General features: G+C 71.9%; 19 protein-coding genes. 13 read left to right on the top strand and 6 right to left on the bottom strand.

The features are described 5' to 3' along the window. Nucleotides 1–230: 230 nt before the first annotated feature. A complete protein-coding gene (locus LXT23_RS43825) occupies nucleotides 231–1,619 on the top strand; it encodes a hypothetical protein (RefSeq protein WP_253986467.1) in 1,389 nt (462 codons plus the stop codon). 9 nt (nucleotides 1,620–1,628) lie between these two features. Here LXT23_RS43825 and LXT23_RS43820 read toward each other — a convergent pair whose 3' ends face one another. Next, nucleotides 1,629–2,789, bottom strand: coding sequence for a site-2 protease family protein (locus LXT23_RS43820; RefSeq protein ID WP_253986466.1), 1,161 nt, complete (start codon nucleotides 2,787–2,789; stop codon nucleotides 1,629–1,631). Between the two features lie 203 nt (nucleotides 2,790–2,992). Between LXT23_RS43820 and LXT23_RS43815 the strand changes: the two genes are divergently transcribed. From LXT23_RS43815 to LXT23_RS43785, 7 genes are all read left to right on the top strand, one after another. Continuing rightward, entirely contained in the window at nucleotides 2,993–3,682 is a 690-nt protein-coding gene (locus tag LXT23_RS43815) for a Coq4 family protein (RefSeq protein ID WP_253986465.1), read from the top strand. 10 nt (nucleotides 3,683–3,692) lie between these two features. Beyond that, on the top strand, nucleotides 3,693–5,252 hold the full coding sequence (locus LXT23_RS43810; protein WP_253986464.1) for an acyl-CoA carboxylase subunit beta: 1,560 nt from the start codon (nucleotides 3,693–3,695) through the stop codon (nucleotides 5,250–5,252). Nucleotides 5,253–5,370: 118 nt separating this feature from the next. Next, entirely contained in the window at nucleotides 5,371–5,985 is a 615-nt protein-coding gene (locus LXT23_RS43805) for a hypothetical protein (RefSeq protein WP_253986463.1), read from the top strand. Between the two features lie 40 nt (nucleotides 5,986–6,025). Next, nucleotides 6,026–7,543: an acetyl-CoA carboxylase biotin carboxylase subunit gene (gene accC / locus LXT23_RS43800; protein ID WP_253986462.1), complete on the top strand. Its 1,518-nt coding sequence runs from the start codon at nucleotides 6,026–6,028 to the stop codon at nucleotides 7,541–7,543. Nucleotides 7,544–7,573: 30 nt separating this feature from the next. Then, complete coding sequence (locus tag LXT23_RS43795) at nucleotides 7,574–8,083, top strand: biotin/lipoyl-containing protein (protein ID WP_253986461.1); 510 nt, start codon at nucleotides 7,574–7,576, stop codon at nucleotides 8,081–8,083. A gap of 165 nt (nucleotides 8,084–8,248) precedes the next feature. Further along, on the top strand, nucleotides 8,249–9,532 hold the full coding sequence (locus tag LXT23_RS43790) for a sensor histidine kinase (protein WP_253986460.1): 1,284 nt from the start codon (nucleotides 8,249–8,251) through the stop codon (nucleotides 9,530–9,532). A 116-nt stretch (nucleotides 9,533–9,648) separates the two neighbouring features. Beyond that, complete coding sequence (locus LXT23_RS43785; RefSeq protein ID WP_253986459.1) at nucleotides 9,649–10,164, top strand: YfbM family protein; 516 nt, start codon at nucleotides 9,649–9,651, stop codon at nucleotides 10,162–10,164. Between the two features lie 9 nt (nucleotides 10,165–10,173). Here the strand turns inward: LXT23_RS43785 and LXT23_RS43780 are convergent, their stop codons facing one another. Then, nucleotides 10,174–10,950 carry a TSUP family transporter gene (locus LXT23_RS43780; protein WP_253986458.1) on the bottom strand — a complete coding sequence of 259 codons (777 nt, stop codon included), beginning with the start codon at nucleotides 10,948–10,950 and terminating at the stop codon, nucleotides 10,174–10,176. Between the two features lie 133 nt (nucleotides 10,951–11,083). Here LXT23_RS43780 and LXT23_RS43775 point away from each other — a divergent pair, with 133 nt between their 5' ends. The 4 genes from LXT23_RS43775 (at nucleotide 11,084) to LXT23_RS43760 (ending at nucleotide 17,500) form a co-directional block, all read left to right on the top strand. Then, nucleotides 11,084–11,896 carry a hypothetical protein gene (locus tag LXT23_RS43775; protein ID WP_253986457.1) on the top strand — a complete coding sequence of 271 codons (813 nt, stop codon included), beginning with the start codon at nucleotides 11,084–11,086 and terminating at the stop codon, nucleotides 11,894–11,896. A gap of 1,112 nt (nucleotides 11,897–13,008) precedes the next feature. Then, nucleotides 13,009–15,075 (top strand): DnaJ domain-containing protein, encoded by a 2,067-nt coding sequence (locus LXT23_RS43770; RefSeq protein ID WP_267146745.1) that lies wholly within the window; start codon nucleotides 13,009–13,011, stop codon nucleotides 15,073–15,075. A gap of 49 nt (nucleotides 15,076–15,124) precedes the next feature. Continuing rightward, nucleotides 15,125–15,433, top strand: a complete 309-nt coding sequence (gene yhbY, locus LXT23_RS43765) for a ribosome assembly RNA-binding protein YhbY (RefSeq protein WP_253986455.1) — start codon at nucleotides 15,125–15,127, stop codon at nucleotides 15,431–15,433. Nucleotides 15,434–15,526: 93 nt separating this feature from the next. Next, nucleotides 15,527–17,500, top strand: a complete 1,974-nt coding sequence (locus LXT23_RS43760; protein ID WP_253986454.1) for a heparinase II/III family protein — start codon at nucleotides 15,527–15,529, stop codon at nucleotides 17,498–17,500. A 27-nt stretch (nucleotides 17,501–17,527) separates the two neighbouring features. Here the strand turns inward: LXT23_RS43760 and LXT23_RS43755 are convergent, their stop codons facing one another. Together LXT23_RS43755 and LXT23_RS43750 are read right to left on the bottom strand one after the other, a co-directional pair. After that, nucleotides 17,528–18,316, bottom strand: coding sequence for a crotonase/enoyl-CoA hydratase family protein (locus tag LXT23_RS43755; RefSeq protein ID WP_253986453.1), 789 nt, complete (start codon nucleotides 18,314–18,316; stop codon nucleotides 17,528–17,530). A gap of 57 nt (nucleotides 18,317–18,373) precedes the next feature. Continuing rightward, on the bottom strand, nucleotides 18,374–19,684 hold the full coding sequence (locus LXT23_RS43750; protein ID WP_253986452.1) for a neutral/alkaline non-lysosomal ceramidase N-terminal domain-containing protein: 1,311 nt from the start codon (nucleotides 19,682–19,684) through the stop codon (nucleotides 18,374–18,376). A gap of 146 nt (nucleotides 19,685–19,830) precedes the next feature. On the opposite strand from LXT23_RS43750, the gene purF reads away from it, so the two are divergent. Then, a complete protein-coding gene (gene purF / locus LXT23_RS43745; protein ID WP_253986451.1) occupies nucleotides 19,831–21,216 on the top strand; it encodes an amidophosphoribosyltransferase in 1,386 nt (461 codons plus the stop codon). A 72-nt stretch (nucleotides 21,217–21,288) separates the two neighbouring features. Here purF and LXT23_RS43740 read toward each other — a convergent pair whose 3' ends face one another. Both LXT23_RS43740 and LXT23_RS43735 read right to left on the bottom strand, forming a co-directional pair. Beyond that, a complete protein-coding gene (locus tag LXT23_RS43740) occupies nucleotides 21,289–21,525 on the bottom strand; it encodes a hypothetical protein (protein WP_253986450.1) in 237 nt (78 codons plus the stop codon). A gap of 79 nt (nucleotides 21,526–21,604) precedes the next feature. Further along, complete coding sequence (locus LXT23_RS43735; protein ID WP_253986449.1) at nucleotides 21,605–22,609, bottom strand: RluA family pseudouridine synthase; 1,005 nt, start codon at nucleotides 22,607–22,609, stop codon at nucleotides 21,605–21,607. Nucleotides 22,610–22,636 lie beyond the last annotated feature (27 nt).

Below are 22,636 nucleotides of genomic sequence, written 5' to 3'. Positions count from 1 at the left end.
TGGCCCCCGGGGCGTCCGGCTGCAAGCCGCCGTCCCGGGCGCTCCCCGGCGTCAGGCCCCGCGCCGCACGCCGCCGTATGCCCCGGGAGGCAGGCCGGGCGGACTGGCGCCGCCCCGCTGGCTCCCGTAGCGCGGGCCAACAGTCCTCTCTCGGACGGCCGACACTCCGGGCCACCCTGCTGGCGCGTCTTCCTTGACAGGGGCGGAGCCCGGCTGTTCTCACGGAGGGCATGTTCTCCTCGCTCGTCCTGGCGGCCACCCTGGCCGCGACTCCCGCCCCCCGCTCCGCCGCGTCGGCCCAGACTGTCGTCCATGTCCCGAAGCTGGATGCCATGGCGGGGCTGACGGCCTTCCTCGAGCGTGCGGGCACCCACGCGGCGCTGCTGCGGCCCTCGGCCTGGCGCACGGAGCTGCACCCCTTCCTCGTGCTGGACCCCACGAAGCCCGAGTCGCTCTCCGCCTTCGGCCTGGACCCGGCGGGCCCCGCCACGGTGTCGCTGCGCGCGGATGGCCGCGTCTCCTGCATGCGCGTGAAGGACACGAAGGTCTTCCAGGAGAAGGCGGCGGAGGCGATGACGGCCGCCGGTGGCGAGGAGGCGAAGCCCACCACTTCCAAGGGCGTGACGTCGGTGAGCGCGAAGCGCGCGGCGGGCGGCGTCATGGGCTACGCGCTGAAGGGGCAGGAGGTGTGCTCGTTCGGCGCCACCGACGAGGGCGGCGGCGCGCTCCTCAAGGAGTCGGTGAAGCTGGTGGGCAAGGCGCCCGCGGCGGACGCGCGGCTGGGCAAGGTGGCGGGCGTGGCGTACCTCGCGTCGGGCGGGACGGTGGTGGGGCTGGATGGCTCGGGCAGCGCGCTGAAGGTGGAGGGCACCGCGCTGAAGCTGCCGCTGCCGCCCTTCCAGGCGCGCGGCACCAGCCCCTACGGGACGATGAAACCCGAGGGCATGCTCTTCTCGCGCGTGTCGGTGACGCCCGCGGGCGTACAGCAGGCGGTGGGCTCGCTGCGCTCCACCATCCAGGCGGTGTGCCCGGACTGCCCGAAGGAGCAGGTGCGCACCGTGGCGGACACGGTGGCGAAGCAGCTCACCGGCAACATGCTGGTGAACATGGACAACGTGCAGGTGCGCGGCTCGCTGCGCGCCCCCGAGGCGCGCTTCTTCGCCGTGCGCCAGGCGCTGGCCGCGGAGGTGACGGACGCGGCGGCGGTGAAGTCCGCGCTGGCGCCGCTGGGCAACTTCCCGGGCGCGAAGACGCTCGCGGACGGCTGGGTGCTGGCGGTGAAGGGCGGCAACGTCTTCGTCCGGCTGAAGGGCAAGCAGCTGGTGGTGGGCAATGACGAGGCGGTGACGCAGGCCACGGTGGCGGCGCTGCCGGAGACGGGCGCGAAGCTGGAGCGCGCGGCGGACTTCTCGCTGGACCCGAAGCGCTTCGCGCGGGGGCTGGACCAGGTGTCGCTGGCGGACGTGCTCGCCGACGAGCAGCTCGCCGCCCTCTTCGCCGTCAGCTCGGAGCTGGGCCCGCTGCTGGAGCGCAGCGAGCGCATCACCGGGTGGATGGACAGCGCCCCCGGCGGCGCGCACCGCTTCTCCATGACGTGGCTGCTGCCGGAGGCGAAGTAGCTCCGGCTCTCAGGCCGGCCGCTCCTGCCGCCAGCCGCGCCGCGCCGCGCGCTCGTTGCGCTCCGTGCGCTCCTGGTACAGCGCCAGGCCGCGCTGCACGTCACTCAGGTCCAGGGTGCCCGCCAGCGTCCCATCCGCCGCCACCACGGCGAGCTGGGGCACCTCGTGCTCGGCCATGCGCCGCAGGGCGGTCCACGCGTTCTCGTCCACGCCCACCACCGCCGCCGGGCGCATCAGCTCGCGCGGGGTGAAGGTGGCGCGCTCCTCTTCGGGCACCTCGCGCACCGGCTCCAGCCACAGCCAGCCCACGGGCCGGCCGCCCTCCGTCACCGGCAGCACCACCTTCTTCTCGCGCCGCAGCGCCCACATCGCCTCCCACAGCGACGCCGCCACGTCCACGCCCACCAGCCCCGGCGTCATCAGCAACGACACCGGCACGCGCTCCAGCGTGGCCTTCATCCGCACCTGCCGCGCCTCTCCCTCCGCGCCCGCGTAGATGAACACCGCGATGACCACCAGGAACGGGTTGAGCACCAGCGCGCCATAGAGCCCGAAGAGCACCGCCATGCCCCGGCCCAGGCCCGACGCCACCCGCGTCGCGCGCACCGGCCCCAGCCGGCCCGTCAGCGCCGCGCGGACGATGCGCCCTCCATCCATGGGGAAGGCGGGCAGCAGGTTGAACACGCCCAGGAACATGTTGAGGCTGGCCAGGTAGAAGCACGCGAACTGGAGGTTGAACGAGCGCGTGTCCTGCAGCAGCACTGTCACGCCGCCGAACACCACGGCCAGGAAGATGCTGGTGAGCGGCCCCACCAGCGCCATCAGCGCCTCGTCCTTCGGCCTGGGTGGCGCCTCCGTCAGCTCCGACACGCCGCCCACCATCATCAGCGTAATCGCGCGCACCCGGCCGCCGCGCCACAGCGCGTACACGGTGTGCGCCAGCTCGTGGACCAGCACCGAGGCGAACAGGCCCACCGCCACACCCAGCCCCCACAGTGCGGGCGAGCCGAGCAGCCGCTCCGGCGGCACCTCCGCCATCCGTGCCGCCTCTCGGAAGGCCCCGCCGAACATGAAGGCCAGCACCGGCAGGATGAGCAACAGCGTGAAGTGGACGCGGATGGGAATGCCGCGGAACGAGCCCACCTGCAACGAACCCTTCGCAGCGCGCATGGCGGCCCTCCGAGTCTCAACGTCCGTCCCTGACACCGGATGCGCACGGGCCCGGGGGAGACCCGTTCGGCTGCCCGGTCCCTGAGTGTCCGCTCCCGGGCGCTCGGGATGTCCGCTCGCGAGCACCGCGCCTCCCGCCCGTCCCGCTCCCACCGGCCCCCGCGCGTACCCTGTGGCACCCCACGACTTCCTCCGGAGGCGGCATGCCGAACCCAGTCGCGTATGCGCGGACGGCATGGCGGATGGTGCGCGTGCTCAGGGACCCGACGCAGCTCCAGGACATCCTGGACCTGGCCGGCGTCCTGGCGCCCCCCATCGCCATGCGGCGGCTGGTGGAGCGGCTGATGCAGCACGCCCCCGCGGCCCAGGCCTTCATCGAACGCCCGCGCCTGGGCCTGCTCCACCTGGCGTCGCTGCGCACCCTCCCCGAGGGCACCCTGGGCCGCGCCTTCGCGGACCACCTGGTGGAGAACGGCCTGGACCCGGACGCCCTGCCCTACCTGGAGGCCCACACGGACGAGGAGTACGTGCGGGCCCACATGCTGGAGTCCCACGACATCTGGCACGTGCTCACCGGCTTCCACACGGACGTGGCCGGAGAGCTGGGCATCCAGGCCTTCAGCCTGGCCCAGGTGGGCAGCCCCTTCGCGCTGGGCATCCTCGCCGGGGGGCTGACCAACACCCTCCTCTATGCCTTCTCCGAGCGGGACGTGCGCATGCGCGCCATCGTCCGGGGATGGCTGCTGGGCCGGCGCGCCCGGCTCCTCTTCGGCGCGCCCTGGCGACAGATGTGGGAGCGCCCCCTGGCCGAGGTGCGTCAACACTACGGCCTGGACCTGGCCGCCGTGGAGGCGGTGCTTCCGGGAGGCGCGCACCCCGCCCAATCGTGCTAGAGGGGCGCCCATGGACGAGACCTCCGAGAACCCCCTGCGCACACGACTCCAGCAGATGGAGAAGCAGGCCGAGCTGGGCGGCGGCGCGGACCGCATCGCCAAGCAGCACGAGGCCGGCAAGCTCACCGCCCGCGAGCGCATCGACCTGCTGCTCGACCCGGGCTCCTTCTGCGAGCTGGACAAGTTCGTCACCCACCGCTCGCACGACTTCGGCATGGGCGACAAGAAGATATTGGGCGACGGCGTCGTCACCGGCTACGGCACGGTGGAGGGCCGCCAGGTCTTCGTCTTCGCCCAGGACTTCACCGTCTTCGGCGGCTCGCTGTCCGGCGCCTATGCCCAGAAGATCTGCAAGATCATGGACATGGCCACCCGCGTGGGCGCGCCCGTCATCGGGCTGAACGACTCGGGCGGCGCGCGCATCCAGGAGGGCGTGGAGAGCCTCGCCGGCTACGCGGACATCTTCCTGCGCAACACGCTGGCGTCCGGCGTCGTCCCCCAGATTTCGCTCATCATGGGCCCGTGCGCGGGCGGCGCGGTGTACTCGCCGGCGATTACGGACTTCATCATGATGGTGAAGGACACCTCCTACATGTTCATCACCGGCCCGGACGTCATCAAGACGGTGACGCACGAGGAGGTGACGAAGGAGGCGCTGGGCGGCGCGCTCACCCACAACCAGAAGTCCGGCGTGGCGCACTTCGCGGCGGAGAACGAGCAGGCCGCGATCCTGATGACGCGCGAGCTCTTGTCCTTCCTGCCCTCCAACAACCAGGAGGACCCGCCCGTCCAGCCGAATGACGACGACCCGTTCCGGGCCGAGGCGCTGCTCAAGGACATCGTCCCGAGCAACCCCAACAAGCCCTACGACATCAAGGAAGTCATCAAGGCCGTCGTCGACAACAAGCACTTCTTCGAGGTGCAGGACCAGTTCGCGAAGAACATCGTCGTCGGCTTCGCGCGCATGAACGGGCGCAGCGTGGGCATCGTCGCCAACCAGCCCGCGGTGCTGGCTGGTGTGCTGGACATCGACGCGAGCGTGAAGGCCGCGCGCTTCGTGCGCTTCTGCGACTGCTTCAACATCCCGCTCATCACCTTCGTGGACGTGCCCGGCTTCCTGCCCGGCACCTCGCAGGAGTGGGGCGGCATCATCACCCACGGCGCCAAGCTGCTGTACGCCTACGCCGAGGCCACCGTCCCCAAAATCACCCTCATCACCCGCAAGGCCTACGGCGGCGCCTACGACGTCATGGCGTCCAAGCACATCCGCGCGGACATCAACTACGCCTGGCCCACCGCCGAAATCGCCGTCATGGGCCCCGAGGGCGCGGTGAACATCATCTTCCGCAACGAGCTGCAGAAGGCCCCGGACGCCGCGGCCGAGCGCGCGAAGCTGACGGCCGAGTACCGGGAGAAGTTCGCCAACCCCTTCAAGGCGGCCGAGCTCGGCTACATCGACGAGGTCATCCGCCCCGAGGACACGCGCTCGCGCATCATCCGCGCGCTGGAGATGCTGAAGGACAAGCGCCAGGAGAACCTGCCGCGCAAGCACGGCAACATCCCCCTGTAGCCCTCTTCCCTATGGGGAGCGAGCGAGCTGCCCTGGCAGCAGGGCAGGCAGGCACGCGCCATCCTGGAAATTTGAGGGTGGCGCACGGGCTTTCAGGTTGCCAGGAAAGGAACCCCATTTGTCCCACCGCCGACTCATCCTCTTTCTCTCCGACGTTGAAGGTAACCTCACCGCACTGCGCCAGACGTTGAAGCGCGTCTGTGAGGCGGTGGAGCTCCCCACGCCAGAAATCAAGTGGGTCGAGGCGCCACCGGAGGGTCTCGCCGAGGCGGGCTGGCACGCCGCCGAGCTGGAGCTGCCCCCCGCCCCGGGGCGCAAGGCCCGCAAGTCCGAGCAGCCCTTCCTGGAGGAGCAGCTGGACGCCATGACGCAGGCGCTCGCGCAAGACTTCCGCGACCGCGCCCTGGGCGTCTTCGTGGACCGGGAGCACAGCTATGCGCGCACGTGTGTGAGTGGCCCGGGCCGTCCTTCCAAGGCCGTGGAGGGCGAGGTGCTGGACGTCATCCGCCAGGCCGCGCGCTGGCTGGACGTGGAGACGGGCATGCTGGCCAAGCTGTTTGGCGGCGGCAACGCGGCGCGCAACCTGCTGGCCGCGGCGGTGGACTTCGGCAACGAGCCGGGCGCCGCCAAGCCGCCCGTCCCGCCCGAGCCGGACGAGGATGACCGGTTCGTGGAGGCCAAGCTGGCGCAGGCCAAGCTCTACATGGAGCAGTACCGGAGCAACCGGAAGTAGGGGCGCGAAATCCGGGGCGCCTCGTGCTAGAGGGGCGCCCATGCCCAAGATCCGCAAAGTGCTCGTCGCCAACCGCGGCGAGATCGCCATCCGGGTGATGCGCACCTGCAAGGAACTCGGCATCGCCACGGTGGCGGTGTACTCGGAGGCTGACCGCTCCGCCCTGCACGTGCGCACGGCCGACCAGGCGTACTTCGTGGGGCCCCCGCCCTCGCGTGAGAGCTACCTGGTGCAGCAGCGCATCATCGACGCCGCGAAGCAGGCCGGCGCGGATGCCATCCACCCCGGCTACGGCTTCCTCTCGGAGAATGCCTCCTTCGTCCGCGCCTGCGAGGCCGCCGGCATCACCTTCATCGGCCCGCCCGCCTCCGCCATGGACGCCATGGGCGAGAAGACCCGCGCCCGCGCGAACATGACCAAGGCCGGCGTGCCCGTCGTCCCCGGCAGCACCGAGCCCTTCGCCTCCCAGGACGAGGCGCGCGCCTACGCCGTGAAGATTGGCTTCCCCGTCATGCTCAAGGCCGCCGGCGGTGGCGGCGGCAAGGGCATGCGCCGCGTGGGCCATGTCGACGAGTTCGACTCCTCGTGGCGCGCCGCCAAGAGCGAGGCGATGAACGCCTTCGGCAACGACGCCGTCTACATCGAGAAGTACCTGGAGAAGCCCCACCACGTGGAGATTCAGGTGTTCGCCGACCAGTACGGCAACACCATCCACCTGAACGAGCGCGAGTGCTCGGCGCAGCGCCGCCACCAGAAGGTGGTGGAGGAGACGCCCAGCCCCATCCTCACGCCGGAGCTGCGGGCGAAGATGGGCGAGGTCGCCGTCAAGGCGGCCAAGGCCGTCAACTACGTGGGCGCCGGGACGGTGGAGTTCCTGGTGGACGTGCACCGCAACTTCTACTTCCTGGAGATGAACACCCGCCTCCAGGTGGAGCACCCGGTGACGGAGTGGGTGACGGGGCTGGACCTCGTCGCCATGCAGATAAAGGCCGCCGAGGGAGAGAAGCTCGCCCTCACCCAGGCCCCCGAGCCGCGCGGCCACTCCATCGAAGTGCGCGTCTACGCGGAGGACCCGTCGCGCAACTTCATGCCCAGCCCCGGGAAGATTACGTACCTGCGCGTGCCGGGCGGGCCCAACGTCCGTGACGACTCGGGCGTGTTCCCCGGCTACACGGTGCCCAACTTCTACGACCCGATGATCTCCAAGCTGTCCGTGTGGGCCCCCACGCGGCGCGAGGCGATTGCGCGGACGCAGCGGGCGCTGTCCGAGTACGTGGTGAAGGGCATCACCACCAACATCCGCTACCTGAAGGCGATTCTCGCGCACCCCGAGTTCATCGGGGGCGACTACGACACCAGCTTCCTCACGCGCGAGCACGAGACGCTGCTGGGCGCGGAGGACCCGAAGCTGAGCGAGATGGCGCTGCTGGCCAGCGTGGTGCACGCGTACCAGCGCGACCAGAAGCGCGCGAAGACGCTGCCCCAGGGCGCTGGCCAGGGCGGCGGCAATGGCCGTCCGTCCCCGTGGAAGCTGGCGCTGAGCACGCGCCGCCGCTAACCCCTTCCCTTCGAGCTCGGAAAGACTTCCATGCGTTACTTCACGAAGCAGCAGGGCCAGAAGGAAGCGGTGCCGGTGGACCTGGAGCCGCTGGGCAATGACCGCTACAAGCTGACGGTCAACGGCGTGACGCACCAGGTGGACGCCATCATGCTGGAGCACGGCACGATGACCATGCTCGTGGACGGCCAGTCCTACAGCGTCGAGTTCGAGGAGAACGGCGACGAGGTGGGCGTGATGCTGCGCGGGCAGGTGAACCGCATCGACGTGGCGGACGAGCGCCGGCTGCGGCTGCGCGCGGGCAACGCCGCCTTCTCCGTGGAGGGCAAGCAGCTCGTCACCGCCCCCATGCCGGGCAAGGTGGTCAAGGTCCTGGTGAAGGTGGGCGACGAGGTGAAGGAGGGCCAGGGGCTCGTCGTGGTGGAAGCCATGAAGATGGAGAACGAGCTCAAGAGCCCCAAGGCCGGCAAGGTGACCGAGCTGTTCGCCAGGGAAGGCACCGCCGTGGAGAACAACGCGAAGCTGGTGGTGGTGGAGTAGCAAGCCTCCTGCCAGGCCCTCCCGCGCACGCTCGCTGGAGGGCCGTGGTCACCACTCAACCGTTCGCCCAGGTCCCCACATGACATGGGGCCGTGACTCGTGGTTCGGTCGGCCCGCCAGTCCGTTGCCGGGTCATCTGGGATGCATGAGTCCTCCGAACAAGCGTTGAAGCAGCTGCGGCTGCGGCAGTTCCTCACCTGGATGCTGCCCGTCGCGGTGGGCTTCCTGCTCGTCTACACCGCGCTGGCCGTGGTGCTCCGCAGCGTGGCCTTCGCGGGTGGGGCGGTGGCCGTGCTGGTGTACGCGGTGGCGCTCGCCTGGGCCCGGCGGCTGGCCGGAAATGGACAGTCCGCGCGGGCCTCGTCCGTGAGCGGCCATGCGCTGCTGGTGATGATTGCCCTCGGGGCGCCGTTCCTGGGCTTCCTCTACGCGGCGCTGATGATGATTCCCATCGCCGGGGTGGCGCTGGTGCTGCCCTACCTGGAGCGGCCCGCCCTGGCCCGCTACATGGTCGCCGCCTTCGTGGTGGATGTCTGGGTGCTGGTGGTGGGCGGCCTCTTGCCGCCGCTCGTCGAGCAACCGCCCCTGCTGCTCCAGCGCGGGGTGCTCTTCCTCGCGGTGGTGGCCTGCGTGGGGCTGACGCTGCGGATGCTGTGGGTGGACTCCGCCCGGCTGCGGCTGAGCCTGGCCCTCGCCGAGGAGGCGCTGGCGGCCCGGGACGAGTTCCTCGCGGTGGCCAGCCACGAGCTGCGCACGCCGCTCACCCCGCTCGGACTCAAGCTGCAGGCGCTCCGGCGCGAGCTGACGGCGCAGCCCGCCCCGGAGCGGGGCCTGGCCCACTTGGACGTCGCCCAGCGGCAGGTGAAGAAGCTCGTGGAGCTGGTGGATGACCTGCTCGACGTGTCGCGCATCTCCGCGGGCCGGATGGAGCTGAGCCCCGCGCGGGTGGACTTCTCCTCGCTGGTCCGCGAGGCGGTGACGCGCTTCGAGCCGGAGGCGGCGCGCGTCAGGTGCCCGCTCGCGCTGGACGTGCCCGGGGCGATGCCGGGCCGGGTGGACCCGCGCCGGTTCGAGCAGGTGCTCGACAACCTGCTGTCCAACGCCCTGAAGTATGGCGCGGGCAAGCCCATCTCCGTGCGGCTGGAGCAGCGGGGCACGCACGCGCGGCTGACGGTGAGGGATGAGGGGATTGGCATTCCCGCCGAGTCGCTCGAGCGCATCTTCAACCGCTTCGAGCGGGCCGTGTCGAGCCGGCACTTCAGCGGCCTGGGGATGGGGCTCTACATCGTCCGGAGGATTGTCGAGGCGAGCGGAGGCACCGTCGCCGCGGCCAGCACGCCGGGCCTGGGCGCCACCTTCACCGTCGAGCTGCCCCTGGGCGGAGAGCTGGACGTCGCGGCCGAGGCCGAGTCGGCTCCCGCCAGCGCCGTGGCCCGCCCGCTCCGGTAGGCCGCATTCGTGCGCCTCCGGACGGCGCCGGCACCGCAAAGGTTCCGTGGCCTCGCGCAGGGCTGGTAGGGTCGCCGCCGCCATTGGCCCATCCCGGGCTCCCGAGGTCACACCGAATGGAGATGCTCTGCACCCTGCGCAGCGCCACGGAGGCGCAGCGCGCCGCCCTGCTCCGCGCGCCCGAGCGCCTGGAGGACTTCCTCGACGACGAGGAGGACTTCGGAGACGCGAAGGGCACGGCCTTCGTGGAGCTGGACATCGGCGAGGCGTGGCACGGGCTCCAGTATCTGCTGACGGGCACGCCCTGGGAGGGCGCCGCGCCGCTGGACTTCCTGGTGCGCGGGGGCGAGGACGTGGGCGACATCCCCTCCGACGAGGGCACCGCGCGCGTCTTCACGCCCGCGCAGGTGAAGGCCCTCTCCGCGGCGCTCCAGCAGGTGTCCGAGGCCACGCTGCGCCGCCGGTATGACCCGGCGAAGATGCAGGCGCAGGACATCTACCCCGGCACCTGGGAGGAGCCCGAGGAGGACGTGGACCTCCTGGAGGAGCTGGTCTCCTACTTCGAGGAGCTGCAGAAGTTCATGGCCACGGTGGCGAAGCGCGGGGACGCGCTGCTGGTGCACATCGGCTGACGGGGGGCGTCAGCCCGTCACCACGTCGTGGCCCAGCTTCAGCACCAGCGCCACCACCACGCCGAGCACCACCTTGCGCACCAGCGTGTCGCCGCCCTTCACCGCCAGGTGCGCGCCGATGTACGCGCCGGCGAACTGGGCGCCGGCCATGGGCAGCGCCACCTTCCACAGCACCACGCCCTTGAGGGCGAACAGCGCCACCGAGGCCAGGTTGGAGGCGAAGTTCACCACCTTGGCGTCCGCGGACGCGCGCGCCAGGCCGTGGCCCAGCAGCGTGGAGAAGGCGACGATGAGGAAGGTGCCCGTGCCCGGGCCGAAGAAGCCGTCATAGGTGCCGAGCCCCAGCGCGATGAGCGCGCCGATGGCCTGGGCCCGGGGGCGCGGCCCGGGCTCCGGCGCGTCGCTGGGGCGCGGGGACTTGCGGAAGGTGAGGAACACCGCCACGCCGATGAGCAGCACGAGCACCAGCGGCTTGAGCACCTCCGGCTTCACCAGCAGCACCAGCGCGGCGCCCGCGAGCGCCCCGACCAGCCCGAAGGGGAACGTCACCCGCGCCAGCTTCCCGTCCACCAGCCCCGCGCGGGAGAAGCGCACCAGCGCGGCGAGCGTGCCGAAGACGGACTGGCCCTTGTTGGTGCCCAGCGCGACGTGCGGTGGCAGGCCGGCCGTCAGCAGCGCGGGCAGGGTGATGAGCCCGCCGCCTCCGGCGATGGCGTCCACGATGCCCGCGGTCAGCGCCGCGAGGCAGAGCAGGATGAGGTGCAGCGTGCTGACGTCCACGTCCACGGGGGCCCACCTCCGCGCGGGCGGCGCCTGGGTACCACGCTGCGCGCGCTCCGTCGCGGTCGCCCGCTTGCGCAACCGGGCGCCTTGGGTGTCAATGGCGGCAGACGTCGCTTCTGCCCCCCTCGAGGTCCCCGTGCTCGCTTCCCTCGTCACCGTGCTGGCGCTCACGCTGGGGTCGGCCCCTCCGTCGCAGGACCCGTCCGCGCCCACCTGCCGCTCCCTGGATGGCCACGTGTCGTGCGGCTACGGGTGCAAGTCGGACGGGCAGCGGGTGCGGTGCGCGCAGACGCCCCAGGGCCACTGCCAGGTGGTGGACGGGCAGGCCGTGTGCTTCGACCCGCCGGCCTACGTCCAGAAGGCCTACGGCGCGGCGCTGCCGGCCCCCGAGTGCAAGAACATCGATGGGGTGGTGGCGTGTGGCTACAACTGCGCCACGCAGCCCGGCCGGGTGAAGTGCGCGAAGTCCCCGGCGGGAGTGTGCAAGGGGCGCGGTGGAGAGGTGGAGTGCTTCGACCCGCCGGCCGTGGTGTTCGCCGTGTATGGCAAGGACACGCCTCGCGCGGACTGCATCAGCAACGGGGTGCAGCTGACGTGTGGCTATGGCTGTGTGAATGCACCGGAGGGTGTGCGCTGTGCCCGGACGCCGGCGGGCGTGTGCAAGCTGGCGAGCGGCCGCATCACCTGCTTCGACCCGTCCCCGGCCGCGCTGTGTGCGTGGAAGCGCACGCTGCCCGCGCCCGAGTGCCGCAACAGCGAGACGGGTCCGGTGTGTGGCTATGCGTGTACCACCGCGTTCTCCAAGGCGGCCTGCGCCGCCACGCCCGCGGGGCTGTGCAAGGTGTTCGACACCGAGGTGTCCTGCTTCGACCCGCCGGCCGAGCAGCGGGCGGACGCGGCGTGCCTGTCCGCGCTGGGGCTGGCGGCGCTGGACGGAGTGATGCCCTGACGGGCAGTACGGGTCTGCCGCCCCGCCGTCTGCTTTGACCCTCGGGAGGACAGCGGTAGGGTTCCCTCTTCACGCAGTCGAACGGAGTCGAGCGGCGCATGGCGGAGGGTGAGGTCCGGCAGTATTGGGTCCGCAACGACAGGGGCACCATGTGGGGGCCCCTCACCCTGCCGACCATCGAACTGCTCATCGAGAGCGGCTCCATCAAGGGCAAGCTCCAGGTGTCCGAGGACGGGCTCAACTTCGCCTTCCCCTGGCGCTTCCCGGAAGCCGTCCGCGACGTCTTCCCCCGCACCCTCTGGGGTGATGGCGCGCCGGCGGACCTGACCTCCGGGCCCGGCGCCGTCAGCTCGCCTGGCCCCACGCCCGAGGCGACGCCTCATGCGGCGCAGGGGACGCCGACTCCGGGTGCGGCACCGATGGCGGGGCCCGGAACGCGGCCTCCCATGGGGCCGGGTGGAGCGCCGATGGCGGGACCTGGGACGCGTCCGCCCGTGGCTGCGGGAGCAACGCCGATGGCAGGCCCCGGCACCGCGCCGATGGCCGGACCGGGCACCCGGCCTCCCGGGGCGCCAGGAGGACCACCCATGGCGGGTCCGGGAACGAGGCCTCCCTCGGCACCTGGAGCAACGCCGATGGCGGGCCCTGGCACCGGACCGATGGCCGGTCCTGGCACCGCACCGATGGCTGGCCCGGGAACCCGTCCGCCCACGGGGCCTGGAGCACCGTCGATGGCCGGACCCGGCGCCGCGCCGATGGCCGGAGCGGGCATGGCGCCGGGCATGGCTCCCACGGGCGGCCCCGCGACGCGCCCACCCGCTGGGCCGGGAGCGGCTCCGATGGCCGGACCGGGAACCCGTCCGCCCGTCGCGCCCGGAACACAGCCGGGCGTCGCCGCCTCCGCCACGCCGGGCACGATTCCTGGAGCCCCAGGCACGCCCCCCGGAGCGTCCTCTGGAGCACCCCAGGCAGCAAGGCCCGCCGCCGCACCGAATCCCGCCACTGCGCCGACGCCGCCACCGGCGACGCAGGCCCGTCCCGCCCAGCCACCGCCCGCCGCGAGCGCCGCGCCCGCTCCCGCGGTGGTGCCAGAGGACGCATCTCCCTTCGCGATGCCGTCGCAGGGACAGCTCGAGCAGCACTCGACCATCCGCCTCTACGGCCGCATCGCCGCCGGGGAGCAGACGGGGCTGCTCACGCTCACGCTCCCGGACCGCACCGTCCTCATCCACTTCCGCAAGGGCAACCCCGAGTTCGTCGACTCCTCGCACCCGGATGACGCGCTCGGCGTCTCCCTGATGGGAGCCCGGCTCCTCACGTCCGAGCAGCTCCAGCAGGCCGAGGCCGCGCGCGAGCGCTTCGGAGGAGAGCTGCTCTCCGCCCTCTTCGGACTGGGCCTGCTCCAGCCGGCCAGCGCCTTCACGCACCTGGCACAGCGCGCGGTCCTCATCCTGTCCCGAGGCCTGCGCGCCGAGTCCGGCACCTTCACCTTCGAGCCGCGCGACCTGCCCGGCCAGAAGGCGATGCCGCTGGGCAACCGCTGGGCGGTGCTGAGCGACACAGTGCGCCGGCTGCCGACCGGGGACCTCAAGCGCCGGCTGGCGTCGGTGCTCCAGTTGCCCATCATGAAGTCCGGTGGGCTGGTGGCCGCGAGCGAGCTGCGCCTCACGCCACATGAGGTCCGTGCGCTCGCCGTCATCGACGGGGTGCGCTCGGTGGCGCAGCTCCTGACCGACTTCCCCCAGGACGCCGACCACCTGCTGCGCATCTGCTTCCTGCTCAAGGAGCTGGACGCGGTGTCCTTCGCCGCGCCCGCGAGGGCGGTCGCAGTCGCGCCGCCGCCAGCGACCTCGGCCACGCCCCCACCCGCCGCCACGCCACCTTCCGCCGGGCAGCGCCCGCCCACGGCCCCCCAGGGCGCACCGGGAGCCGCGCCCCAGCGTCCGGGCACGCCCCCCACCGTCGGGCCCCCGCCTGCCGCGGGAGCACCTCGCCCCGCGGCAGCGCCGGCCTCGGCGCCTCACGCCGCCACGCCGGGCACAGCGCCCCACTCCACCGCGCCGGGCACAGCGCCCCACTCCACCGCGCCGGGAGCCGCGCCCCACTCCACCGCGCCGGGAGCAGCGACCCGTCCCGCCGCTCCAGGCACAGCGCCCCACTCCACCGCGCCGGGAGCCACGCCCCACGCCGCCGCTCCAGGCGCGACGCCCCGCCCTGCCGCACCGGGAGCCGCGCCCCACGCCGCCGCGTCGCCGGCCGCTCCAGGTGCCCCGGCCCGCCCCGCCACCGCGCCAATGGCCGGTCCTGGCGCGGCACCGCGCCCGCCCCCCGTCGTGGGGCCGAGCCCCGCCGGAGCCGCCGCCGCGGCACCCCGGCCCGCGGGCCCGAGCGCCACCGCGCCGCGTCCTCCCGGCGGTGCGCCTCCCGTCGTGGGCGCGGCCCCGCCTGCCCGCCCGGCGGCCCCGGCCGCCGCCGCCACGCCCGCGAATGCCCCGGGCGCGGAGGAGATTCCCGCGCTGCGCCAGCTCGCGATGGCGATGAAGCAGCAGAACCACTTCCAGCGGCTCGCGCTCACGGAGCAGACGAACTCGAGCGCGGTGAAGATTGCCTACTTCCGCCTGGCCAAGCTGTACCACCCTGACACGCTCCCGCAGGGCGCGCCCCCGGAGTTGGAGAAGCTGAAGGCCGAGGTGTTCGCGTACATCGGCGATGCGTACCGGATGCTCTCGGACGACAAGAGCCGCGCGGCCTACATCGAAGAGCTCAAGAGTGGCGGCGCCGGGGCAGAGGTGGACATCAACTCCATCCTCATGGCCGAGGAGCTGTTCCAGAAGTCCACCATCCTCGTGAAGGCCCGCAAGTTCCCCGAGGCCGTGAAGATGCTGGACGAGGCCATCAAGCTGAACGCGGAGGAGGCGGAGTTCTACGCGTGGCGGGGCTACGCGCGCTTCTTCACGGCGACGGACAAGAAGGCCGCCCAGCCCGAGGCGTTCCGCGAAATCATGAACGCCATCAAGCGCAACGAGCGCTGCGCCCCCGCGCACTACTTCCTGGGGGTGATTGCCAAGCTGAGTGGCGACGTCCCGGGCTCCCTGAAGCACTTCAAGCGGACCGTGGAGCTTCAGCCAGACCACATCGACGCGCAGCGGGAGATCCGCATGGCGTCCCAGAAGAAGTAGGGTGCGTCCCCCGCTCCCGGGTGATACCGGGGGTCCCCTGCCACGAATCATGAAGGAGTCGAGGAACGTGCCGCTCACCGGGAAGCAACGCCGCGCCCTGCGCGCGCTAGGACACCACCTGGAGCCGGTGGTCATCGTCGGGAACTCCGGCGTCACCGAAGGCGTCATCGCCGCGGTCGAGCAGGCCCTGAAGGACCACGAGCTCATCAAGATCAAGATCAACGAGGGCCCGGAGACGCGCCAGGAGGCCGCCGCGAAGGTGGCCGAGGGCACCCAGTCCGAGCTCGCCCAGCTCCTGGGCCGCACCGCGCTCCTGTTCAAGAAGCGCAAGGAGAAGTCGAAGTTCGAGAAGTTCTAGGGCCTGGGTAGAACGCACCACCGTCCTGCTGCACACGGAGTCATCCGACAAGGCAATGGCCCCGTCGGCGCCGCGAGCCAGCTTGCGGGGTGCATGCGCGCCCCCGCCCCCCTCGTCGTCCTCGTCCTGCTGCTCTCCACCCCGGGGCCCCTGGCCCTGGGACGGTCGCCGTCCGGGGAGCTCGCGGAGCCCTCGCACCTCGCGTCGGAGCCCCTGGACCTGCCGGACTGTGAGCAGGTGCCCGAGGCCTGCCTCCCGCGCGCCGCCCCGTCGGCCCGGGAGCTGGTGTACGCGTTCCTCGACGAGGGCACGCTGGCGGACGCGGACCTCATCCTCCAGGACCGCTGGCCGGTGCCGCGCTTCGAGCCCGTCCAGCTCTCCCCGTCGCTCACCTGGACGGAGGACCCCTTCAACGAGAAGTACTGGCGCTTCACCTTCTACGGCCTGAGGCCCACGCGGCACCTGCTGTGGGCGTGGCGGCAGACGGGCGACGTGCGCTACCGCGCCAAGCTGCTCCACGTGCTGGAGGGCTTCGCCCAGCGCGGACACCAGTCCGGGTTCGCCTGGGACAAGCACACCGCCGCCTTCCGGGCGATGGTGCTGGTGAACACGTACGTGAAGCTGCTCTCGGACCGGAGCCTCAAGGAGCCGCTGGCGGGCCGCCTGCGCCTGCGCATCCAGGAGCTGGGCGCCTTCCTGAGGGACCCCGAGAACTTCGAGGAGGACTACAACCACGGGCTCGCCCAGGCCGGGGCGCTGCTGCTCATCGCGGAGAACTTCCCCGGCTTCGACGCCTCGCCCGAGTGGCGCGCCACCGCGGTGGCGCGGCTGGACCTGCTGCTGGACAAGGTGCTCGACGCGGATGGCGTGGAGGTGGAGCAGTCGCCCTTCTACCACTTCTACTTCCTGACGGGCTTCTGGCAGCTCTACCACTGGGCCCAGATGCACGGCGTGGCGCTGTCCGCCAACGCCGAGCCGCGCATCCGGCAGATGCTCCGCTACGCCACGCACATCGTCCTGCCGGACGGGGACATCCCGATGATTGGCTCCAGCGTGGAGCGCAACATCCGCAGGTCGCAGGACACGCCGCTGTTCCAGCAGATGGCGGCCATCGACCCGCGCTTCGCCTACGTCCTCTCCGCGGGCGCCGCGGGCACGCCGCCGCTGGAGACGCGCGTGCTCTTCCCGTCGTCGGGGCAGGCCGTGCTGCGCTCGAGCTTCGGCGCGGCGAAGAACTTCAAGATGCAGACGCACGTCATCTTCGACGTGGGCCCCTACCGCACCCTGCACAGCCACCTGGACGCGCTGGCGGTGCACCTGTACTCGGCGGGGCGCACGCTGCTGCCGGACTCGGGCCACTACACCAACGAGCCGGAGACGGAGGGCTATGACTACTTCCGCGGCACGCGCGCCCACAACACGGTGGTGGTGGACGGAGGGGACCAGCGAGAGGGCACCGCGAAGGCCGGCCTGTCCACTGGCGGCGTGGCCGGGGGCTGGGCGTACCAGTCAGGCTCGCACACGCTCTACGACGGGGTGCTGCACAAGCGCGCGGTGGCGCTGCTGCGGCAGGACCTGGTGCTCGTCCTGGACGACCTGAGCAGCGAGACGCCCCACGCGTATGACCAGACGTGGAACCTCTTCCCGGAGGCGGACCTCCAGGTGGACAAGCTTCGCGCGAAGGCCCTGGACCCCGTCTCCGGGAAGACGCTGCTCACCGTCCACCAGCTCCTGTCGGCCAGCAGCATGCTCGTGTCGGTCCGCAAGGGGCACACGGTGCCGCTGGAGGGCTGGCACTCCGCCCGGTTCGAGCAGAAGGTGCCGGGCTTCACGCTGCGCTGGCGGAAGGTGTCGAAGCGCACGCAGTTCGCCACGCTGCTCGCGTCGGGCGCGTTCGCGGAGGCCGGCGCCCTGCCGGCGGTGGCGGAGCGGACGCCGCAGGGCTACGTGGCGACGGTGTGCATCCCGGACGGCAGGGGCTTCCGGCTCACCGTGGTGGACCTGGCGGGCCCGGGGGAGCGGGCCACGCTGGAGACGCTGGCCGCGTGTCCCCTCCCCGCCCCCTGAGCCGCTGGAATGGAGGTTCCATTCCGCTCAGCGGCCGGTGAAGCGGGCCTCCCGGCGCTCGATGAAGGACTGCACGCCCTCGGCCGCGTCCTCCGTGCCGACCAGCTCCAGCAGCCGGGGCAGCAGGGCCTTCGCGGCGGCCTCGGGGCCCTCGTGCAGCGTCTGCCGGGCGGAGGCGAGCGTGGCCTGCACGCCCAGGGGCGCCTGCTTCGCCACCGTCTCCGCCAGCTTGAGGGCGCGCTCCAACTGCTGCCCCTTCGGGACGACCTCCTGCACCAGCCCGAGCCGGTGCGCCTCGCGCGCGTCGAACTCGTCGCCGGTGAGCAGCCAGCGCATGGCGTTGCCCCAGCCGGCCACCTGCGGGAAGCGCAGCGTGGCGCCGCCGAAGGGGAAGATGCCGCGCTTGACTTCAATCTGCCCGAAGCGCGCGTCCTCGGAGGCCACGGAGATGTCGGCGGCCAGCATCAGCTCGATGGAGAGCGTGAGGCACAGGCCCTGGACGGCGACGATGAGCGGCTTGGTGCGCAGCAGCCCGTGGGTGCCCCACGGGTCGACGGAGTCCTTCGGCGCGAGCCCCTCGCCCTGGGCGAGCGCAGGCGCCACGCTGGCCAGGTCCAGGCCGGCGGAGAAGTGGTCGCCCACGGCGAACACCACCATGCAGCGCACCTCGGGGTTCCGGTCCGCCTCCGTCATTGCCAGGGAGAAGGCGCGCAGCATGCCTACGTCGAAGGCATTGCGCTTCTCGGGACGGTTGATGCCGATGAGGGCGATGTGGCCGCGCACTTCCAGGGTGATGCGGGGGTCGGTCTGGCTCATGGACGGGCATCTTCACCCGTCCGGACGCGACCGGGCACGGCTTCGTGAACGAAGCGTTCAGCGCGTGAAGCCCGCCGTCCCCGCCGCCAGCTCCGCCGCGACGACCAGCCGCTCCAGCAGGGCGGGGCCGAAGTACTGCCGCATGGACTCGCCGCGCCGGTCCTTCACCAGCTCGGCCGTCTCCACGTAGCCCACGTACCCGTCCGCCAGCCCCAGCACGCCCGTGGCGCCGGTGCGCCGCAGCAGCTCCGCGCCGGCCCCTACCGTGGGCTCGCCCGGCACGGCCACCCACTCCAGCGGCCCGAGGGCCAGCGCGCCCACCTCCGCCACGCGCTGCGCGGAGCCGCACAGCAGGTTGTCCCCGGCCGCGCGCGTGAGCGACGGCACCAGCCGGGACGCATCCGGCCGGGGCATCGCCGCCTCCACGCGCGCCAGCGACAGCCTCACCGGTCCCTCCACGGGAGCCAGGGGCGCCTTGCCGGCCAGCGCCGCCAGCGCCTGGGCGAAGGCCGACACGCGCTCCAGCCCCTGCCCTTTCGAGAAGGACACCGACGCGTTGCCCACCGTCCCCTGCAACAACAGCGTCACGCCGCTGCCGTCCGCCTCGCGCAGCGAGCTGAGCCGGCCCGGGTAGTCCGGGTCCACGTACGCCCGCTGGCGAGGCACCATCGTGGGGTGCGCCGCGAAGACGAGCAGCTCTGCCACCGGCCCCGCCTGGCCGCGCAGCACCGCGCGGGTCAGCGTGCCATCCGGCGCCGCGCCACCGCTGCGGCTGTAGACGAAGCCCGGCTCGCGCGCCTGGCCGACCTCCAGCGTCACGTCGGTGAGCGCGGCGGTCGCCTGGGCCAGGGACTCGACGGCGGCCGCGGCGATGGCATCCACCGACTCCTGCCGGTAGCGGCCGGTACCCACGAGCTGCGCCACCAGCCGCGAGTCATACCCGCCCAGCGACGAGTGCGTGTGCGTGGCGACGACGAGCACGTCCTTCAGCCCGGCCGTGGCGGCGCGCGCGCGCACCCGGGCCACCAGCTCCTGGGTGACGGACAGCAGCTCCAGCGACACCAGCCCCACGCGCGTCCCGCCCACCTCCAGCACCACCGCGCGCGCGTGCAGCGGCGGGTCCGCCTGGCTCGCCTCGGGCCGGGGCGGCGAGTAGCCGGCCACCACCACCGGGAAGGGCGGCACGAGCGCCACCTTCGCCGCACCCGCGCGCAGCGGCCCCTCGTCACGCACCTGGGACACCACCACCGGCGCGCGCTCCGCCCAGACGCCACACCAGTTCCAGGACGCCAGCGAGTACGCCGCGCCCACGGTGAGCAGCATCAGGGGAATCAGGGAACGCCAGGGAACCCGTCTCAGGAAGGCCATGTGCGAGGCGCAGCGTATCTCCATGCGTCATGTATCGGGAGGACTGACTGCCCACATGAGACGACCCTGGCGGCGGGTGGAATACCCAGCAGAGGGGCATGCGTTCCTGTTCCGCTCGCAGCCTGAAAGGAGTAAGGCACCGCGCCATGTGCGGCATCTTCGGAATCGTGGGGCACGCCGAGGCCTCCAACCTGACGTACCTGGGCTTGCATGCCCTCCAGCACCGCGGCCAGGAGTCCGCTGGCATCGTCTCGTCTGACGGGCACGCCCTGCGTGCGCACCGGCAGATGGGGCTCGTCGCGGACATCTTCGACGCCCCGGTGATTGCCGGCCTGCCCGGGCAGGCGGCCATCGGGCACGTGCGCTACTCCACGGCCGGTGGCAGCGCGCTCAAGAACGCGCAGCCGCTCTTCGTGCAGTACGCGGGCGGCCAGTGCGCCATCGCGCACAACGGAAACCTGGTGAACGCGGCGGAGCTGAAGGAAGAGCTCGAGGCCGAGGGCGCCATCTTCCAGTCGGACGCGGACACGGAGGTCGTCATGCACCTCCTGGCGCGCTCCAAGCAGGCCACCTTCGAGCTGAAGCTCGTGGAGGCGCTGCGCAAGGTGAAGGGCGCGTACAGCATCCTGGTGCTCACGGAGAACAAGCTCGTCGCGGTGAGAGACCCGATGGGCATCCGCCCGCTGGTGCTGGGCAAGATGAAGGAAGGCGCCTACGTGCTCGCCAGCGAGACGACGGCGCTGGACCTCATCGAGGCGGACATCGTGCGCGAGCTGGAGCCGGGCGAGCTGCTCGTCATCGAGAACGGCGTCATGCGCACCAGCAGGCCCTTCGCGGAGCCGAAGCGGCTGGCCCAGTGCATCTTCGAGCACGTGTACTTCGCGCGGCCGGACTCCACGCTGTTCGGCAACAACGTGTACGAGGTGCGCAAGCGGCTGGGCAAGCAGCTGGCCATCGAGCAGCCCGCCGAGGCGGACCTGGTCATCGCGGTGCCGGACTCCGGCGTGGCGGCGGCCATCGGCTACTCGCAGCAGAGCGGGATTCCGTACGACGTGGGCCTCATCCGCAGCCACTACGTGGGCCGCACCTTCATCGAGCCGCAGCAGTCCATCCGTCACTTCGGCGTGAAGCTGAAGCTGTCGGCGGTGCGGCAGGTGCTCAAGGGCAAGCGCGTGGTGGTGGTGGACGACTCCATCGTCCGTGGCACCACCAGCCGCAAGATCGTGAAGATGATCAAGGCCGCGGGCGCGGTGGAGGTGCACCTGCGCATCTCCTCGCCGCCGACGAAGTGGCCCTGCTACTACGGCATCGACACGCCGAGCCGCACCGAGCTCATCGCCGCCAGCCACTCCACCGACGAGATTGCGAAGTACGTCACGGCGGACTCGCTCGGCTACATCTCGCTGGAGGGCCTGGGCGCGGCGGTGGGAGACCCCAAGCGCGACCGGTTCTGCACCGCGTGCTTCTCCGGCCAGTACCTCGTCGGCGAGCTGACCCCGCCCATGGCCGAGGTCAGCAAGCTCACCGCCTGAGCCGGCGCGCTCCGGCGCCGCGAGGCCCCGCCAGGCCCCCTGCCCTTCACCGGGTCGGGGGCCTTGGCGTTTCTAGTGCCGGTTGTCGAACTTGATGCCCTCGCGGACCTCGCCGATGGCCTGCTCGGTGAGGCCGATGGCCTTCACGCGGTGGCCCCCCTTGTCGGCATTGGCGGCCTTGAGCGCCGCGAGCGCCTTCTCCAGGTGGACCATGGCGTCGCGCATGCGCGGCTGGCGGTCGGCATACGCGTGGTTGGCGAAGCCGCCCAGGAAGAAGGCGGCGGTGACGGCGACGAGGGTGCGGCGCATGGTGGGCTCCGGGTGGGTGTGGGGCGCGTGAAGCGCGTTTCCCCCATGAACCCGGGTGCCCTCCGGAAGTTGCGCGGCCCTACGCCCGGCCCTCGATGAAGTCCGTGAGGTCCGCTGGCAGTGGTGCCTCGAAGGCGACCTGCTGGCGGGTGCCCGGGTGCGGGAAGACGATGCGCGCGGCGTGCAGCGCGTGCCGGGGCAGGCGCAGCCGGGGCCAGGCCTCGGGCTCCAGGCAGTGTTTGCTGAAGCGGTCGAAGTAGCCGGGGTCCGGCCCGTACATCTTGTCGCCCACCAGCGGGAAGCCCGCCTCGCGCAGGTGGATGCGAATCTGGTGCTGCCGTCCCGTCTCCGGGTAGCAGCGCAGCAGCGCGAAGGGCTCGCCGTCGCGGGAGAAGCGCTGGAGCACCTGGAAGCGGGTGCGGCTCTCCTTGCCCTCCACCGGGTCGATGCGGACGGCGATGCGGATGAGCTCGGTGCCCTCGGCGATGGGCGCGTCCACGACGAAGGTGTCCTCGGGCGGGTGGCCCTCGCAGATGGCGAGGTACTCCTTGTGCACGTCGCGCGACACGAAGAGGCGCCCCAGCACGCGGCAGGACTCGGTGGTGCGGCCACAGACGACCAGCCCGCTCGTCTCGCGGTCCAGGCGGTGCGCGGGCTCCGCGAAGCACTCTCCGAAGCGCTCTCGCAGGAGCGTGACGAGGGTGCCCTTGTGGTAGCGCGCGGTGGGGTGGATGGGCAGGCCCGCCGGCTTGTCGAGCACCAGCAGCCACGCGTCCTGGAACACCACGGGCAGCTCGGTGGGAGTCTGGGGCTCCTCGCTGCCCCGGCGGCGCAGGCGGAACGCCAGGCCGGGATAGACGGGCGTGGAGGGCTTGAGGCGCCGCTCCTCGCAGATGACGCCGCGGAGGATGACGCCCTGCAGGCGCTCGCGGGACATGCGGCGCAGCTTCTGGCCCAGGTACCTGTCCAGCCGCCACCCCGCGTAGTTGGGCTCCACGACGAAGGGGATGTCGACGTAGCCCTCGGGGGCCTCGTCCGGCGCGGAGGCGGTCGGGTCCGCCGGGATGTCCTGCTCGCGGTGCATGGGCTCTTCCGCGCGCTCTAACACGCC

Source organism: Pyxidicoccus xibeiensis (genome assembly GCF_024198175.1).
Taxonomy (GTDB): Bacteria; Myxococcota; Myxococcia; order Myxococcales; family Myxococcaceae; genus Myxococcus; species Myxococcus xibeiensis.
Note: the sequence above shows the minus strand (reverse complement) of the source record. Positions and strands in the feature narration are given on the sequence as shown.

What these genes read in the sequence shown, in the direction of transcription:
- LXT23_RS43825 (WP_253986467.1), top strand. Translation starts at nt 231, where the DNA reads ATGTTCTCCTCGCTCGTCCTGGCGGCCACCCTGGCCGCGACTCCCGCC.
- LXT23_RS43820 (WP_253986466.1), bottom strand. Translation starts at nt 2,789, where the DNA reads ATGCGCGCTGCGAAGGGTTCGTTGCAGGTGGGCTCGTTCCGCGGCATT.
- LXT23_RS43815 (WP_253986465.1), top strand. Translation starts at nt 2,993, where the DNA reads ATGCCGAACCCAGTCGCGTATGCGCGGACGGCATGGCGGATGGTGCGC.
- LXT23_RS43810 (WP_253986464.1), top strand. Translation starts at nt 3,693, where the DNA reads ATGGACGAGACCTCCGAGAACCCCCTGCGCACACGACTCCAGCAGATG.
- accC (WP_253986462.1), top strand. Translation starts at nt 6,026, where the DNA reads ATGCCCAAGATCCGCAAAGTGCTCGTCGCCAACCGCGGCGAGATCGCC.
- LXT23_RS43795 (WP_253986461.1), top strand. Translation starts at nt 7,574, where the DNA reads ATGCGTTACTTCACGAAGCAGCAGGGCCAGAAGGAAGCGGTGCCGGTG.
- LXT23_RS43785 (WP_253986459.1), top strand. Translation starts at nt 9,649, where the DNA reads ATGGAGATGCTCTGCACCCTGCGCAGCGCCACGGAGGCGCAGCGCGCC.
- LXT23_RS43770 (WP_267146745.1), top strand. Translation starts at nt 13,009, where the DNA reads ATGCCGTCGCAGGGACAGCTCGAGCAGCACTCGACCATCCGCCTCTAC.
- yhbY (WP_253986455.1), top strand. Translation starts at nt 15,125, where the DNA reads ATGAAGGAGTCGAGGAACGTGCCGCTCACCGGGAAGCAACGCCGCGCC.
- LXT23_RS43760 (WP_253986454.1), top strand. Translation starts at nt 15,527, where the DNA reads ATGCGCGCCCCCGCCCCCCTCGTCGTCCTCGTCCTGCTGCTCTCCACC.
- LXT23_RS43755 (WP_253986453.1), bottom strand. Translation starts at nt 18,316, where the DNA reads ATGAGCCAGACCGACCCCCGCATCACCCTGGAAGTGCGCGGCCACATC.
- LXT23_RS43750 (WP_253986452.1), bottom strand. Translation starts at nt 19,684, where the DNA reads ATGGCCTTCCTGAGACGGGTTCCCTGGCGTTCCCTGATTCCCCTGATG.
- purF (WP_253986451.1), top strand. Translation starts at nt 19,831, where the DNA reads ATGTGCGGCATCTTCGGAATCGTGGGGCACGCCGAGGCCTCCAACCTG.
- LXT23_RS43740 (WP_253986450.1), bottom strand. Translation starts at nt 21,525, where the DNA reads ATGCGCCGCACCCTCGTCGCCGTCACCGCCGCCTTCTTCCTGGGCGGC.
- LXT23_RS43735 (WP_253986449.1), bottom strand. Translation starts at nt 22,609, where the DNA reads ATGCACCGCGAGCAGGACATCCCGGCGGACCCGACCGCCTCCGCGCCG.